Origin of the sequence: Streptomyces alkaliterrae (assembly GCF_007097205.2) — a bacterium.
In the GTDB taxonomy this organism is placed as follows: Bacteria; Actinomycetota; Actinomycetes; order Streptomycetales; family Streptomycetaceae; genus Streptomyces; species Streptomyces alkaliterrae.
In genome coordinates this window covers 1-15,672 of sequence record NZ_VJYK02000123.1, presented here as the reverse complement: position 1 = coordinate 15,672, position 15,672 = coordinate 1, and the positions used below count along the sequence as shown (strand labels likewise).

The following is a 15,672-nucleotide window of genomic DNA, read 5'->3' as shown; positions in this document are numbered from 1 at the left end:
CTCACCACCCTCCCAGGCGCCGAAGTCATCCCCGACCTCGCCACAGCCGACATCAGGTGATCTGCGCGATCCCCGTACAAGTCCAGACCAGGCCGGCCACCAGGAAAGGCACGGCACAGATCCGAAGAAGCCTGTAGCTGTAGCCACCGAACCAGTGCGCTATGAACCGCTCGCTCCAGAAATAGAACCAGTCAGCCGCACCACGCACGTTGAAGACGATCGCCCCCGCCACCACCATGACCACGGCCCCACAGACAAGCAAGAACAACGCCGCCCCCATCGAAGGCCACCTTCACAGGAGTCAAGGTGGCCATACTTTCACATCAGAAGTAGACAGGGCTGATCAAGCAGACGTACGACACCACGGCCTCCGAGCTCGATCTAACCTATCTGACTGAATCACCCGACAAACAGGCCAAGAATAGCGAATACAACGGCGAGAAAGACTGCAACATCAGCAGACCAGCAACGCCGGATCCTCTTCACTGTCTCGCCATCACCAAGATGCCCCCTCCTGACCACCTCAAGCCTGCTCTCGATTTCGAACCGCGCGCGGTCAGAGGTCTTGAAGATCAAATCTACGAGCGACCCGCCAAAAGCAAAGGCACCAACACTTCCCCCATCCTTCAGGTCCAACACCAAACCTCCATGCGAACCACCGGACACTCCAACGACGGACGAGTACGGGACGAAGTGCGAAAAGAGCGCATTATCCACCCTGACCCCACCCGGGAGAAGAACAACCCGGCAGGATCCGACCCTTCGCACGAGAGCGACAGTAGGCAGCATGACAGCGGCCACAAGAAGCGACTCGCCCTCCGCGTCAGTCGCCAGGCCTCTCATCATGACGAGAATCAACATCACGAACAGAAGAGCAACAGACACCCAACTCATAATAGGCCACGACCGCCTGCGCAGCACGCGTTGGGGTTGCACTGGGTAGACCTTTCGGCTAATAGCTTAGATCGCGACGAACGCGCAGCAAAGCACTAGAACGCGACGCCATCCCACGACCACCCCAGTACCACCATTCCAACGGCCAGCGCCAAGAAGACATCAGAAAGCCAAAAGTTTCGAACTAGAACTTTGGAAACGGGTGGCAGGTCCATACGATCGGATCGACTACCCGGAAGTCTCGAATGAATAGCAAGAGCAGCCTTATCTGCAGTCCGAATGAAGCCGTCGATGAGCGACCCACCGAAGCAGAGGGGAGTAACTACCCGTCCATCAATGGTCTGAATTTCCAAGCCACCCCCCGAGTTCACGCCAACAGTACTTATAGACGCATACGGCACATCAACACGGCCGAACAGGCCGTACACCCTGACCATCTCCTCATTCAACACGATGCGACATGCGCCGTAACGAACAAGAAAGGCGACGATCGCAAAGAAGAATGCACCGGCGAACATTTCCTCTTCAAGGAAACTCCTACGTGAAAGAACAACAACAGCGTACGCGACCACGAATCCGACCGACGCCACGGAAGCGAACATCAGCCAGGATCTCCGGCGAAGCACCAACCGCTTCGCCGACGACTGCTCATTCATCCACTAACACCCCCTGCCGTCAAGCGCGCTCGCACTACCCGCACCACGGCATGCCAAGCTTTGCTTACTCAGGACGCATGAGGATCATTGATGGATCGACACTTCTCCATCACTCTGACTTGCCGAAGGACTCGAGAGTTCACTCGCCCCGCGAAGAAAGAGTACCCTGCCAGTATCGAGCACTCAAGCTCTCCACCTGATCTCTTTACAATCACCGGTTCATTCGTAGAGATAGGCCCACCCTCGGAACCTCTAGCGCCGTGCCGAACACAAAGTACGTCCGACCAGGGAATCTTCTTCCAGAGAAAGCCTCTATACGTTATGCCAGATTGATCTAGCCTTACCCCAAAGAAGATTGAAGCAAACAGAACCCAGAGGCCTACAGGGAGAAAGAAAAGGATAGGCAACAGGTACCCAAGAGGATCATCAAGCACCAAGACGCCCCCCATGAAAGTGGAGACCAAGCCCAATAGGAATGACGGTACCGCCCAAGGCGTCCGCAGCGTAAGACTCTCCACGCATCTCCCCCTTAGTACTTGCGCCAGAAAGTACGACACTGGGCGACGACACCGTCAGAATGCGTACGAGATCATACGGCTTAGCACCCACAGATGCCTACCGGTTTGGCACAAGACCGCTTGAAGCGCCATGCCGCCCACTAGCACTTCGAAGCAGCACCACTGGCAGCTCTACCGCCATGAACGACGAGTCGATGACACAAAGACTCCGGTCATCATGAGAAAGATTCCCACAGCGAAGCCAACAATAGCGAGGTTCTCAATGAACCCCTTCGCCTCGGACACCACCAAGACAAGAGCAAGCAGCAACCACAAGGTACCCGTTGAGAATAGTGAGGCCGGACCGAGTCTACTCACCTCCTCATCCTGACCCGGCGACGCACCACCCTGAGCTTTTCTCGCCCGCCACCACCACTGAACCAAGGGGAATATTGGTGCAAGTACGACCCCAGGAACTACAGCAAAGTAGGGAAAGCCCACATGCATTCCAGCCGCAGTAACGAGTGAAAACCATGCCGCGAAGGCGGGAATCACAAACCAGGGAGAGCTCACATTAGCACCACGCACATCCACCACCTGATTTTCTCGTTACTGTGCTTAGCGCCGAAACCCATATGATTCTCGACCCTGCAAGCATATTTGCAATCATGCTCCTTCCAGAATCTCCCTCGCTTCCCGACGAAACCCGCACTGAACGCCAGCTCAGAAGGATTCAACTCCACCCCACAACCATCCGAGAAGTACCATAGCTAGCGCCAACACTACGAACACATCCGACGGCCAGAACCAACGCCAGGGAGTCCTCGCTATCCGGGGGCGACTCAGCCCGTCGAAACGACCATCGGGAATCATCCTCCTGATGGCCAACGCAGCTGCATCCACCCTTCGCACAATGCGGTCGAGCAGTGAGCCACCAAAGCAAAAGGGAACCACTACCTGGTCGTCCAAGGTATGAATCTCAAGGCCAGCACCTGACCCGAGAGTGACCGTTCGGATGGCCCCATAAGGAACGTCGACCTTACCCAACATTCCAAAAACGGTTATAGATCCTTCCCTGACTACAATACGACAGCTCCCGTAGCGGGCAAGAAATGCCACCAGCCCGCAAACCGCCGCCCCAACATACATGTCATCTCTTACGAAACTTGAACTAGCGATCACTGCCACTACATACGTCAGCAGCGAGGCAATAGAACCTACCCACGCCGAAACCAGCCATGAAATTCTCCGAAGAACACCGTTCCGTGGAACTTCGGACTTAGTCGAACTCAGCACCCTCTACCATCCAATGCACTTGCGGAACCCGCACCACAAAAGGCATAGGAGAATTGGGAGTTGATGCCGATATTGACAGCCGTCTGCGGTCGATCGATTACGCTCGCATATACCGTACTCGTATCCCGGTACCAGATCTTCTTACCTCCCCCAACTCCTCGAAACTGCGGATTTCGACTCTTTGACTTATAGGGTAGACCCGCCTTCGTTCTGACAGGAACTGTCTGGCGTGAAACTGCCCCGGACGCAAAAGCTTCTCGCCAGCTTCCCGCACCCATCACCTTTTTAGCAAAAATGGTGGCACCCCCGGCACCAGCAAACCCCCACGCGAGGTCAACCCCGTACTGTCCCATGTCTACCCCATCTCCAAGGAAGTGGTCTCCGCCCAGCTTGACGGTTGCGATGCCTACTCCAACCGACAGACAGCCTCCAACTGTAGCGACGAGGCAGGCCGTGAAGCCGATACCTGGAAGCACTCGGTTTTTCCAGCCGTCCCAGGTGGTAAACGTCTCCTTTGTCCCCCTCCAGAGACTCGTGAAGAAGCTCTCGTTCTTTCTGTTCTCCTCGTTCTTCTTGGCCGCTTGGTCCCTCGCATTCTGGAGACGCTTGCGTTCCTTCTCGGCGGCTGCGGCGACCTGCGATGCGGTGGGAGTCGTGACGCCCTTGCCGCGAGTGTAGACGTGGCGGTAGCCGGTGTGGCGTTCGACGGTGTAGTTCGGTGAGACGGTGCCGCCGACGGACTTGGTGTAGCTCTCGTAGTTCTTGCTGAAGGTGACGGTCTTCAGGCGGCCCTTGCGGTCGTAGCCGCAGTTGTACTGGCCGCTGACGCAGTCGTCCAGTGCCTCGCCCGTGGGGTCGGAGAACGTCGCCGGGTTGTTGTTGCCGTACTGGTAGGGGTTGTGTTGCCGCTGGTCCTCGGGGATCAGCAGGGGGTCGACGGACATGAAGCGTCCGAGCGAGGGGTCGTACTCCCGCGCGCCGAGGTGTGTGGTGCCGGTCGGGTCGGTGGTGCCGCCGACAAATCCGCGGGTGCCGGGCCAGTTGGTGGACTGCTCGGAGCGGAGAGCGCCGAACGGGAGCTGCTTGCGGCGGGTGACCGCCTGTCCGAGGCCCCAGGCGATGGCGATCATCGCGGTTCCCTGGTGGTCGGGGAACAGCAGGGTCACGTCGCGGTTGTCGGTGCGGACGGCGACGGTTTCGCCGCCGTGCTGGTAGTAGCGGGTGGCGGTGACCTTGCCTCCGGGCGCCGACTTGAGTTCGTTGCCCGCAGGGAGGTACGCCGTTGTCGTGCCGTCTCCGTCGCGTGCGACGAGGCGGTCGCCGGCGGCCGAGTAGACGTAGCTCGTCTTGGCCGTGCCCTGGGTGACGGTGGCGAGGTGGCCTTCGGAGTCCCAGGTGAAGGTCTGGTCGCGGGCGCCGCCGGTGCGGGAGGTGGTGTTGCCGAGCGCGTCGTACGTGAAGCGTTCCGTGGGGCCGCCCTCGGTGGTGACCTCGCGCAGCGCGGAGGCGGCGCGGGTGCCGGGCGTGCCGTAGGTGTAGTCGCGCGTCACGTCCTTCTCGCCCGTGCGGGTGGCGTGCTGCGTCTCCTTGGTCCGGTTGCCGGTGATGTCGTAGCTGTAGGAGTGCCAGTAGGCGTCCGGGCCGCCGACGTTTGTCGCGGACGGGTTGGAGGCGCAGGTGTTGGTGCCCGAGCGGGTGGTCCAGGCCTGGGTCAGACGCTGGAGGGCGTCGGTCTGGAAGCACTGGTTGTCGGTCACGGCCTGGGCGTCCTGGCCGGAGACGGAGCGGATGCGCTTGGTGTTGCCGGCGTCGTCGTACGTGTAGTGGGTGTCCTCCACTCTGAGCGCGATGTCGCCGTCGAGGGTGCGGCGCGTGAGCATGCCGGTGTGCTCGTCGAAGTCCCTGGTGTCGTACACCTTGCGGCCGAGTACGCCGTACTCGGTGCGGATCGGCTGGGCGAGCGGGTCGTAGACGACGTTGCCGACGAGCAGTGTTCCGCCGGTGCTGGTGCGCACGGGCAGGTTGCCGGGGCCGAAGACGGTGGTGGTGCGTTCCGAGGGGAGCCCGCCGAGTGCCGGGTGGAGGACCCATTCCTGCACGCCGATGTACTGGTTGTAGCCGTAGGTCCAGCGGTAGGTGCCGGCGAGCGATCCCTCCCTCGTCGGCAGTGTGACGGTGGAGGCGGTGGGCTGGTAGCGGTCGTTGTACGACTGGATCGTCGACGTGTAGGCCTGGCCGCTGACGTACCGGGTGTCGGAGGTCGGTTGGCCCTTGGCGACGGTGTCGTACGTCCAGCTCGCGCGGAGCGTGCTGCCTTCCTTGAGTTCGGTGCGCCGGCCCAGCTCGTCGTAGGTGTGCGTGAGGGCCTTGCCGCGTGCGTCCGTCGTGCGGACGACCTGGTCGAGGTCGTTGTACTCGGTGGTGCTGCGGCCCTTGTCCGGGTCGTTCGACTCGATCTCCCGACCGCGCGCGTCGTGGGTCCAGGTCCACCGGTTGCCGGCCGCGTCGGTGAGGCGCGTCAGCTGGCCGTGTATCCCGTACTCGTAGCGCGCCCGGACGTAGTTGGTGCGGGCGGCGTCGGTGTAAGAGAGCCGTTCGGTGACCTGGCCGCGGGCGTTGGTGACTGTGGTGGTGGCGGTGCCTCCGGCCGGCGGGACGACTGTGGTCCGGTCGCCGGTGTAGCTCGTGGTGGTCCGCTTGGTCTCGTCGCCGAACTTGAGGGCGATGTTGGCCAGGGCTCGGCCTACGCCGTCGTAGGTGGTCCGGGTGGCCGCCGGCACCTTGGTGTCGTCACCGGCGACGAGGGTCGTCGAGGGCTTCCCGGTCGTGTAGTACGGGCTGTACGTCTTCCAGGCGCGGCCCAGGGTGTCGTAGTGGGTCTCGGTGATGATCCGGCCGTTGTCGACGCCCACCGCCGGGGCCTGGGTCTGTCGGGGCCGGAGCAGACCGTCGTAGAAGGTGTGGCTGGTGCTGTAGTAGCTGTCGTACTGGAGCGTCTTGGCGGTGGTCACCACCGGTTTGGTCTTGCTGACGCTGTAGGTGTACGTGGCTGACGGCAGGTTCGGGTTGTCGGTCTTCGGCCAGCCCGGCTCCCATGCCTGTGTGACCCGCCCGAGCGCGTCGTAGGTGGCGTCCGAGCGCTTGCCGTTCGCGTCGACGACCGCGGTCGGTACGGCACGCCGGGGGTCGGTGTGGGTGGTGCTCGTGTGGCCGAGCTGGTTGGTGACGACGGTCCGCTCCGGTGCCCGCAGGGTGGCCGGGACGTACTGGGTCCGGACCGTGCCGCCGGAAGCGTCGGTGGTGGTGAGTACTCGGCCGTAGGTGTCGTAGGTCAGCTTCTGGCTGGTGACGAACCCGGTACCGGCACCGTCGTTCTGGTCCAGGCGCGTGAGCGCGCCAGCCGTGGGCGGCGTGGTGCGGGAGGTGGCGCCGTCGTAGTAGTAGCGCTTGGCGGACACCAGGTCCTCCGGCAGGGAGGGTGTCTGGTCGCACGCCTTGGCGACGGTCCGCGTCTCGGAGACCTGGGTGAGCAGGTTCCGGTCCGTGTTGCGCACGTACTTGGTCGTGGTGCAGCGTTCGTCGCCGGTGACGGCCGTGTCACCGGCGTCGGCCTCCTCGGTCGGCATGCCGTACGAGTCGAAGGTCCGGCTGAGACTGGTGCGGCGGAGCTTGCCGCCGCTGACGGCGGTCCTGGTCTCCTCCAGGCGGACACCGGTGCGCCGGGCCTCCAGGTCGGGCAGGCCTTCCCTGCTGTGGGACGCGGTGACCGCCGAGCGCCACGGCGTGTAGCCGGCGGCCTCGACGAGGTCGCCGCCGACGCCGTTGTACGTCGCGGTCTCCCGCTCCATGCCGGCGAACTCGGGACGGTCTGTGACCGTCTTGCCCTCGCCGTCGGCCACGGCGGCGCCGTTGATACCCCGGAAGTAGCGGGTTTCAGTCAGCGTCTGCTTGTCGTCCGTCGTGCCCACGATGACCTGGACCCGGCCGTAGCCTCGCCGGTCGCCCCAGGTGCGGTGCTTCGGTTTGGTGAACTCGTCCTCGCCCTTGGCCCAGGCGAGACCGCCGAGGTAGCGGTAGGAGGTCTGCTTGACCGGCGCTCCGCCGGTGTTGTCGGCCTCCAGGACCTGCGTCACGTTGTAAGAGTGGAACCAGTCTTCGTACGGCTCGTACTCGGGCCCCGGGTTCTCCGGCGGAGACCACATCACCGGGTAGCAGCGCTTGGTGTTCGAGCTGGGGCTGGGCAGCGAGTCAGCTTTGCACTCCGGCTTGGAGTACGTGACGCCGATCGTGCCGCCGGTCTCCGTGTCGATCGCGTGGACACGGAACCTGTTGTAGGGCGGCACCGGGTCCAGCACACCGGCGACGCGGTTGGGCATCTGCACGCCGCGGAAGTTGACCGTGGGAAGAGTGATCGGCTCGCTGCCCGTGTGGCCGGTACGCCGCACCGACCTCAGCCACAGCGGTGGATCGTTTCCGTCTCCGGTCGACGGGAAAGCGTGCGTCAGCCTCCAGGAGTCGACCTTCTGGTAGCCGTTCCCGGTGAGGACCGAGGTGGTGACTCCGGTCAGCCGCTTGCGCGTCCAGTAGGAGGGCGACGAGTTGTCCTCGCAGTCGTCACCCGACTTGCAGTACTGGTCGAACGGGACGTCCCGCCACTTGCTCGCGTTCGCCTTGGTGAACTTGGACGGAGCGCAGTCGAAGGTGTCGGTGACGAAGCAGCGCTCGGACACCGTGAAGTCGACCTTGGCGGCGGCCTGGTCGGCGAACATGCGGTTGGACTTCAGGCCGTACTCGACCCGCTTGAGGTACCCGCCGCGGGTGTAGGCGGTGGGTGTGCCCTTGCCGGTGCTGGCGTTCATGTTGCGGGCGTAGCGGTTGGTCTCCTTGTTCCAGTAGTAGGCGACCGCGTTGCCGTGTCGGTCGACCGCGTAGTCGAGGTTCCACCGCCACGCCTGCTGGCACCAGGAGTCCTTGAACGCCGTGGCGTGGCAGGGCTCGCCGCTGTGGTTGCCGAAGACCGGGACCGTCCAGGTGGAGTTCGTCTCCGGCTTGCCTTCCGACCAACCGGGCAGCCGGTTGTAGCCGAAGTAGTAGCGGATGCCCTCCGGGCTGGTCACCCGCCAGTACTCGCCATCGTTGTCACCGTTGCCACGGTTCATGCTGGTCAGTCTCGCGACCCTCGTACCGTCGTCGTCCTGCTTGCGCCACTCCGAGCCGTCCTTGACGAGTTCGGAGGACGAGCCGCCGAGGGAGAGTGTGGCGTTGTCCTTCTTCCAGCACTGGTCGCCGACACGGGTGGTGTTGTTCCCGTCCTTCTTGTCGTCCTCACAGGAGACGTAGCGGCGTTCGATGAAGCCGGGGTCGAGGGACCAGCCGTCACCGATCCAGTTCGCCTGGTTGTTGGTGGCCGCGGTGCGTCCGTCGACGGCCTGGGAGGAGTAGCCGAGGGACATGTCCGGCCCGAAGTCGCCTGGTACGGAAGGTGTTTCGAGCGGGTACGTCCAGGTGAAGCCGCCTGAGGACCCTCCGGCGCTCCACGTGCCCGACGGGGCGAGAGAGGTCGCCGTGAAGTCTCCGGCGCCACCCGCCGCGGCGGCACTCACGGCGAGCAGCGTGGTTCCCCCCGCCGCCGCCATACGTGTCGCCGAGTTGCGCATCAGCGGAGAGGAGGCGACCGGGGCGCCCATGGCCGACTCCTCACGGTCGGCGGCGTCCAGTCGAACCGAGGCGGTGAGGGTGTTGCTCTCCGGGTCGTTCTCGGACTCGATCGTCGAGTCCGGCGCGCAGCCCTTGCGGCCCGGCGTCGTGAGGGCACACTCGGGCAGCTCACGCAGTTGCAGTCGGGAGGACCAGCCTCCGCCGTACATGTCGCGGAACCCGGAATAGTCGATGGAGAGGTCTGCCGTGCCCTTCGACGCGCGCTTGCCGTAGCCGCGCACCGCGAGAACGACTCCGTCAACGCCCGCCGCCTCCGCGGCGGCGCGGCCGAGGACCTGGACCTGGACCTTCTCGGGGCCTGCGCCGCCTCGGGGCCGCAGCTTCACAGGTAGCGAGCCGGCTCGTCCGGTCCTGTCGCCAGCGCGCTTGCCCGTCATGTCGAGCGTCGCATGCCCAACCGACGGCCAGGAGGCCCGCCGCGGTCTCGAGTCGCGTTCTGCCGTCTCGTCGACGAGGTCGATACGGGAAGGCCTGACGTCGGTGGTGGGCACCGGGTCAGGCTGCTGGGTCCCACGCAGGCTCAGCTGAGCCGCCGCGGCGACCGGCGCGCCGAGCAGGCCGGTGAACAGAACACCGACGAGCGCCGCGCAGGTGCCACGCGCCCAGCCGCCTCTGCGCTTTCCCTTGCCGTACCAGTCCGAAGACATGACGGACTTCCCCCCACCCCAGTTTCACGGTCGTAAAAGCCTCGTGAAGGTAGCACCGCAATAGACGCCTCGACAGCACTCCACAATGAACCTTTATCGGCCCGTTATTCAGGCCCGGTGGTTCCCGCAAATCACCATATCAGCGACAGCAGGCCCGATCGCACCGTATATCGGGCGCGGCCACACATGCCCAGGTCAGCGCGGACCTGTTCAGGACATAGTGGGCACTTCCGACATGATCAACAAAGGGGCTATCGACACCCACCACGCACTTTCCATCCTATTCCGGAGGCGCATACAACCATCAGCAGAAGCCGCGTATCTGACGCGTCGACCACAGCTGTGTCTTGCGAAGAAACGGGAAAGGAAAAGTAATGAGAATTCCTCGCTCAAAAAGCCGAGCGAGCGCGCGAAGAAATCGTTCAGTTCTTGCGGCCGCGCTCACGGCGGCCATCGTGGCGCCTCTCGTGGTGGCGCTGCCGTCGGCGCAGGCTGCGCCTCTGGAACCACCGACAGACGACGCGCCCTCCGCACAGGCGTCCCCGGCGGACGAGGCGGCCCTGAACAGGGCGGCTGAGACGGGCAAGGCTGTTGAGGTCCTCGCCCGGCGAACCGAGACCTCCCAGGTGTTCGCCAACCCGGAGGGGGACTTCACCGAGGAGGTCTATGCCGTCCCTCAGTGGGTGCGCAAGCAGAACACGCTCGTCGACGTGGACACGAGCCTCACCAAGAACGACGACGGGACGCTTTCGCCCGCCGCCACCGAGATCGGCATGACCTTCTCCGGGGGCGGCGACGGACCGCTGGTCACACTCACCCGGGAGAACCGCTCCCTGTCGGTCGGTTGGCCTCGCCCCCTGCCGAAGCCCTCCGTGGCGGACGACACCCTGACCTACCCGGAGGTGCTTCCGGGCGTCGACCTGAAGGTGAACGCGCGGAGCGAGGGGTTCGGTCATGTTCTGGTCGTCAAGAACGCCACAGCGGCCCAGAACCCGGGCCTGAAGAAGATTCACTACCAGCTCTCCGGCGATGGCCTCGAGATCGCCAAAGAAGCGAACGGCAGCCTCCGCGCCACCGACCCGGCGGGCCGCGACCGCTTCCACGCACCCACACCGGTCATGTGGGACAGCTCCGCAACACCGCTGGATCCCACTGAACCGGCAGGCCTCAAGGTCAACTCGGCCGGCGCACCCCTCGACGCGGCCACCACCGAGGCGGACGCGGGAGGCCGCCAGGCCGAACTCGGGGTGGAACTGGAGGGGGACCGGCTCACGCTCACCCCTGACGAGGAACTGCTGACCGGCGAGGACACCACGTACCCGGTGTTCATCGACCCCAGCTACACGGCCTCGGGAACCCGGCATTCCTGGGCGATCGCCTACAAGAAGTACCCGAACGAGAGCTACTTCAACGGCAACAACTGGCGGAACTCGAACGGCTCGGTGGGCACCACCACCGCAAGGGCCGGCTACGAGAACCACACCAACGGCACGTCGCGGTCCTACTTCCGCATGAACACGACCAACCTCCAGGACCCGGCACGCGTCATCAAATCCTCCAGGTTCACCATCAAGAACACCTGGTCGTGGTCGTGTTCGGCACGCGAGGTCCAGCTCTGGCACACCGAGTACCTCCGCTCGGACATGACCTGGAACAAGCAGCCGGCCCGCAAGTCCACCCTCGACAAGGTCAGCGCCGCCAAGGGCTACAACAGCAGCTGCCCGGCCGGGAACCTCGCGTTCGACACGACCAAGGCGGCGAAGCAGTCACAGGCCAACACCTGGAAGACACTCACCTTCGCGCTGAAGGCCACGAGCGAGACCGACGTGTACGGCTGGAAGCGGTTCGACGCGAAGTCGGCGAAGTTGACGACCACGTACAACACCCGTCCGAACGTTCCGACCAGACTCGACACGTACCCGGTCTCCACGAACAACGAGCACGGCTGCGGCGACAAGGCGCCCTACCAGTACATCGGCAACACCGACTTCTACCTGCAGGCGAGGGTGTCGGACCGTGACGGCGGCACCGTACGAGCCGTCTTCCACCTCTGGCCGACCGGCCACAACAACGGTGGCGACGGTCTGATCATCAACAGGACGGTGTCGGTCAGCTCAGGGTCCGTCGCGTCTGTCAAGGTCACCGCGGCGGCGCTGAGGCCGCACCTCGGCACCGCGAACGGAAACTTCTCCTGGAAGGTGCACGCCTCGGACGGTGAGCTGTCCAGCGACTGGTACCCGGCCAAGGGGCAACCCGGCTGCCGCTTCGTCTTCGACCCGAACCGCCCGAGTACCGTCCCCGAGATCAACTCCACTCAGTTCCCGAACGGTTCGAGCGGCTGGCCGCCGAACACCGCGTCCGTGAGAACACAGGGAACCTTCACCATCGGCAGTGGCGGCGTGAAGGACATCGTCGAGTACGAGTACTGGACGAGCTGGGACTCCACACTGCGCAAGGCCAAGCCCAGCACGACCGGCGGAAGTGTGTCGGTGAAGCTCACACCGCGATCGGCCGGCTCGAACTGGCTCTACGCACGGAGCCTCGACCGTGCGGGCAACCGTTCGGACAGAGCGAGCTACATCTTCTACGCGAACGGCCTCTCCGTCCCCGACAAGCCGGGAGACATCAACGGCGACGGCAACGCGGACATGTGGGCGATCGGCGCGGACGGCCACCTCCGGCGGGTTCTCGGTGCGGGAGACGGCAGCCTCACACGCTCGTCCCACCTGGCCCACGCAAGCGACTGGGGTGCCATGAAGATCACCCATCGCGGTGACTGGAACGACGACGGCTACGAGGACCTCATCGGCCTCGGTCACGACTCCCGGCTGGACCGGCACCGGATGTTCGTCTTCCCCAACAACGGAGCGGGCGCCGTCTGCACCAACTGCACCGACCTGCGGGCCCAGGAGCTGACCGTCTACGACGAGACGAACAACCGCTGGAAGAACGGCGTCCGGCAGATCCTCGCCGTGGGAGACGTCGACGGCCCGCTGGACACCAACGGCGACGGCAAGTTCGACACGCACGGCTATCCGGACCTCGTCGTCAACGACGGCCGGTTCCTCTGGCTCTACTACGGTGACCCGGACCACCGCCTCGACTCCTCACGTGAGCCCGTCCTCCTTGCCGGCCCCGACGAGCCCATCGCCCCGGGCGTGACGAACCTCAACGACGTCACCCTCGCCGCACCGGGCGACTACAACGGCGACGGCCGCGTCGACCTCGTCGTCAGGTTCGACAAGACCGGAGAACTCTGGGTCTACTACGGCGGCACGCCCGACGGCGCCGGAATGGCAGACCCGAAGTACCGCAAGCTCGTCGGCACCAACTGGAAGCCGGCCAGCGTGCCCCTCTTCACCGCCGCTCCGGACGCCGACAACAACGGCAAGTTCGATCTGTGGGCCACGACCCCTGGCTCCGGGAACATGAGGATCTTCAAGGACTACGACTTCAGATCCACCACCCACCCCACCGCGACCGCCGCGAACAGCGACTCGCTGGTATACGCGACACTCGGGTGACAGCCACCGTGCACATCGCCTCCGGGGCCGCCCCTTTCAAGGGCGGCCCCGGAGCCGTTTCGCGTGACTCATCCGTGCGGCTGGGTGAAGCGGAGCATGTTGCCGGAGGGGTCGCGGAAAGCGCAGTCGCGGACGCCGTACGGCTGGTCCAGCGGCTCCTGGAGCACCTCGCCGCCGGCGGCGCGGATGCGTTCGAAGGTGGCGTCGCAGTCGTCGGTGTGGAAGATGACGCCGCGCAACAGCCCCTTCGCCAGCAGTTCGGCCATGGTCTGCTTGTCGGCGGCGGAGGCGTTCGGGTCGGCGAGCGGCGGTTCGAGCACGATGTTCACGTCCGGCTGCGAGGGCGATCCGACGGTCACCCACCGCATGCCCTCGAAGCCGACGTCGTTGCGTACCTCCAGGCCGAGGACGTCGCGGTAGAAGGCGAGCGCCTTGTCGTGGTCGTCGACGGCGATGAAGCACTGGGAGAGCTTGATGTCCATGTGCCTCACGCTACGACCGGGGGCCGGATCCGGCTTCTCCGTTCCTGACCGGTCGCGTGTGGATCTTCGCGTAGCAGGGTGGGATGGCCGCGCCGTCGGAGTGGTCCCGGGCGCGGTAGGCGCTCGGGCTCTCGCCGACGAGTTCCGTGAAGCGCGAGCTGAACGACCCCAGTGACGTACAGCCGACCGCGAAGCAGACGTCGGTCACCGACATGTCGCCGCGCCGCAGCAGCGCCTTCGCGCGCTCGATGCGCCGCGTCATGAGGTAGCTGTACGGCGTCTCGCCGTAGGCGGCGCGGAAGCTGCGGGCGAAGTGTCCCGTGGACATGAGTGCGACGCGCGCCAGCGCCGGGACGTCCAGCGGCTTCGCGTAGTCGCGGTCCATCACGTCCCGCGCCCGCCGCAGCCGGGCCAGGTCCTCCAACGTCGTCACCCTGCCACGATCCCACAGCCGGCCGGCCCGTCCACACCGTCGGACCGCGGCGTCGGACCGCGTCCGGGCCTGTGCGCCCGGCCGCACGCGGGCGGGCCAGGAGCCGCCTGGGTGTGCGTCCGCGCCGGGAGTGGTCCACTGGAAAGGGGGCTGGACCGGCACTGGGAGGCGAGATGTACGTCCTGCGCGTTCAGCACGCCGTACACGACTACGCGGAGTGGAAGGCGGCCTTCGACAGCGATCCGCTCGGCCGCGAGAAGGCGGGAGTGAGGAGCTACCGCGTCCTGCGCCCGGTGGACGACCCGAGCGCCGTCATGATCGACCTGGAGTTCGACACCGCTGCCGAGGCGGAGGCCCTGGAGGTCGCCCTCAGAGACCTGTTGACCAGGGTGACCGTGGCGGTCGACCCGCAGACCCGGGTCGTCGAGGTGGTGGAGGCGGAACGGTACTGAGACTCGGCGTTGCGGGCGCCCCGACTAGCGCGCGACGCGATGCCGCAGGTAGACGACCTTCGAGGCGAAGGTGCGCGTCTCGACGAGTTCCAGGTCGACGCGCTGCTCGTTCCGGGGAAAGTACGGAATGCCACCGCCGACAAGCACCGGGTAGACCATGGTCCGGTACTCGTCGATCAGTCCCGCCGCGGCCGCGTCGGCGGCGAGCGTCGCGCCGCCGATCGCGATCTCGCCCTCCCCGGGCTCGGCCCGCAGCCGTTCGATCTCCTCCGCGAGACCGCCGGAAAGCAGGCGCGCGTTACCGCGCACCTCCGACAGCGTTCTCGAGAACACCACCTTCGGGAGCGGGTTCCAGAGCGCCGCCCATTCGAGCGTCGCCTCGTCGGCCGAGGGGTCCTGGTCGGCGGTCTCCCAGTACAGCATCGTCTCGTACAGCCGCCGCCCGAGCAGATGGACGTCGACGTTCCGGATGTCTTCGATCCAGAAGCGGAAGACCTCCTCGTCCGGCGCCGTCCAGTCGAAACGGCCGTCCGGCCCGACGATGTAGCCGTCGAGCGAAACGCCCATCGAATAGGTCACGCTACGCATCAGAAGACCTCCCGGGTGACTGGTTTCGACCGTAAGACCGACGACCGCCACGGGTTCACCACGACGCGCACTCGTCAGGAATCGATCGGCGGCAGCTTCAGACGCCGCCTCGTGCGGCTCTTCCGCCGGGCGAGGGCGTTGCGTCCCGTCCAACGCCAGTAGTTCGAAAGCCCAAGACCCATCCCCATCACGGCGCCCGAGACGAGGATGGCCGGTACTCCGAGCGCGAGCGACCCGAGCAGCATGCAGAAGCCCACCGGAACAAGCCACCGGAACCACGGTTCACCCGCGCGGCGCAGTGCGTCCCACACCAGGAACAGGAGCACCGCGAGCACTCCCAGCGCGCCCACGACCGGAACACCGGCCGGCGTCACGTTGAGAGCGGAGTAGACGGTCATCACGGTCACCTCGCTGTCAGCGCAAGAAGAGCAGGAGCGCGGCGGCGACGAGCAGAAAGCCGGGTCGTCGGTGGCGGGGTCGGGGGT

At 65.0% G+C, this 15,672-nt stretch carries 10 protein-coding genes; 2 read left to right on the top strand and 8 right to left on the bottom strand.

Annotation, left to right across the window (positions count from 1 at the left end; translation table 11 throughout):
* Positions 1-52: 52 nt before the first annotated feature.
* From FNX44_RS13710 to FNX44_RS29510, 4 genes are all read right to left on the bottom strand, one after another.
* On the bottom strand, positions 53-280 hold the full coding sequence (locus FNX44_RS13710; protein WP_143648437.1) for a hypothetical protein: 228 nt from the start codon (positions 278-280) through the stop codon (positions 53-55).
* Positions 281-399: 119 nt separating this feature from the next.
* Entirely contained in the window at positions 400-885 is a 486-nt protein-coding gene (locus FNX44_RS13705; protein ID WP_143648436.1) for a hypothetical protein, read from the bottom strand.
* A 104-nt stretch (positions 886-989) separates the two neighbouring features.
* Positions 990-1,550 (bottom strand): hypothetical protein, encoded by a 561-nt coding sequence (locus FNX44_RS13700; protein WP_143648433.1) that lies wholly within the window; start codon positions 1,548-1,550, stop codon positions 990-992.
* A 1,786-nt stretch (positions 1,551-3,336) separates the two neighbouring features.
* Positions 3,337-9,708 carry an RHS repeat domain-containing protein gene (locus FNX44_RS29510; RefSeq protein WP_143648431.1) on the bottom strand — a complete coding sequence of 2,124 codons (6,372 nt, stop codon included), beginning with the start codon at positions 9,706-9,708 and terminating at the stop codon, positions 3,337-3,339.
* 455 nt (positions 9,709-10,163) lie between these two features.
* On the opposite strand from FNX44_RS29510, the gene FNX44_RS13690 reads away from it, so the two are divergent.
* A complete protein-coding gene (locus tag FNX44_RS13690) occupies positions 10,164-13,232 on the top strand; it encodes an FG-GAP-like repeat-containing protein (RefSeq protein ID WP_143648430.1) in 3,069 nt (1,022 codons plus the stop codon).
* 68 nt (positions 13,233-13,300) lie between these two features.
* On the opposite strand, the gene FNX44_RS13685 is transcribed toward FNX44_RS13690, so the two are convergent.
* Positions 13,301-13,714, bottom strand: a complete 414-nt coding sequence (locus FNX44_RS13685; protein ID WP_143648428.1) for a VOC family protein — start codon at positions 13,712-13,714, stop codon at positions 13,301-13,303.
* A gap of 10 nt (positions 13,715-13,724) precedes the next feature.
* The gene (locus FNX44_RS13680; RefSeq protein ID WP_143648426.1) at positions 13,725-14,147 is read right to left on the bottom strand and encodes a helix-turn-helix domain-containing protein; all 423 of its coding nucleotides are present in this window, start codon (positions 14,145-14,147) and stop codon (positions 13,725-13,727) included.
* Positions 14,148-14,320: 173 nt separating this feature from the next.
* Here FNX44_RS13680 and FNX44_RS13675 point away from each other — a divergent pair, with 173 nt between their 5' ends.
* Positions 14,321-14,599: a hypothetical protein gene (locus FNX44_RS13675; protein WP_143648424.1), complete on the top strand. Its 279-nt coding sequence runs from the start codon at positions 14,321-14,323 to the stop codon at positions 14,597-14,599.
* A 24-nt stretch (positions 14,600-14,623) separates the two neighbouring features.
* Here FNX44_RS13675 and FNX44_RS13670 read toward each other — a convergent pair whose 3' ends face one another.
* Positions 14,624-15,187 carry a dihydrofolate reductase family protein gene (locus FNX44_RS13670; protein WP_143648439.1) on the bottom strand — a complete coding sequence of 188 codons (564 nt, stop codon included), beginning with the start codon at positions 15,185-15,187 and terminating at the stop codon, positions 14,624-14,626.
* A gap of 74 nt (positions 15,188-15,261) precedes the next feature.
* Positions 15,262-15,672: hypothetical protein (locus FNX44_RS13665; protein ID WP_228449872.1), on the bottom strand; the 411-nt coding region annotated here is incomplete at its 5' end.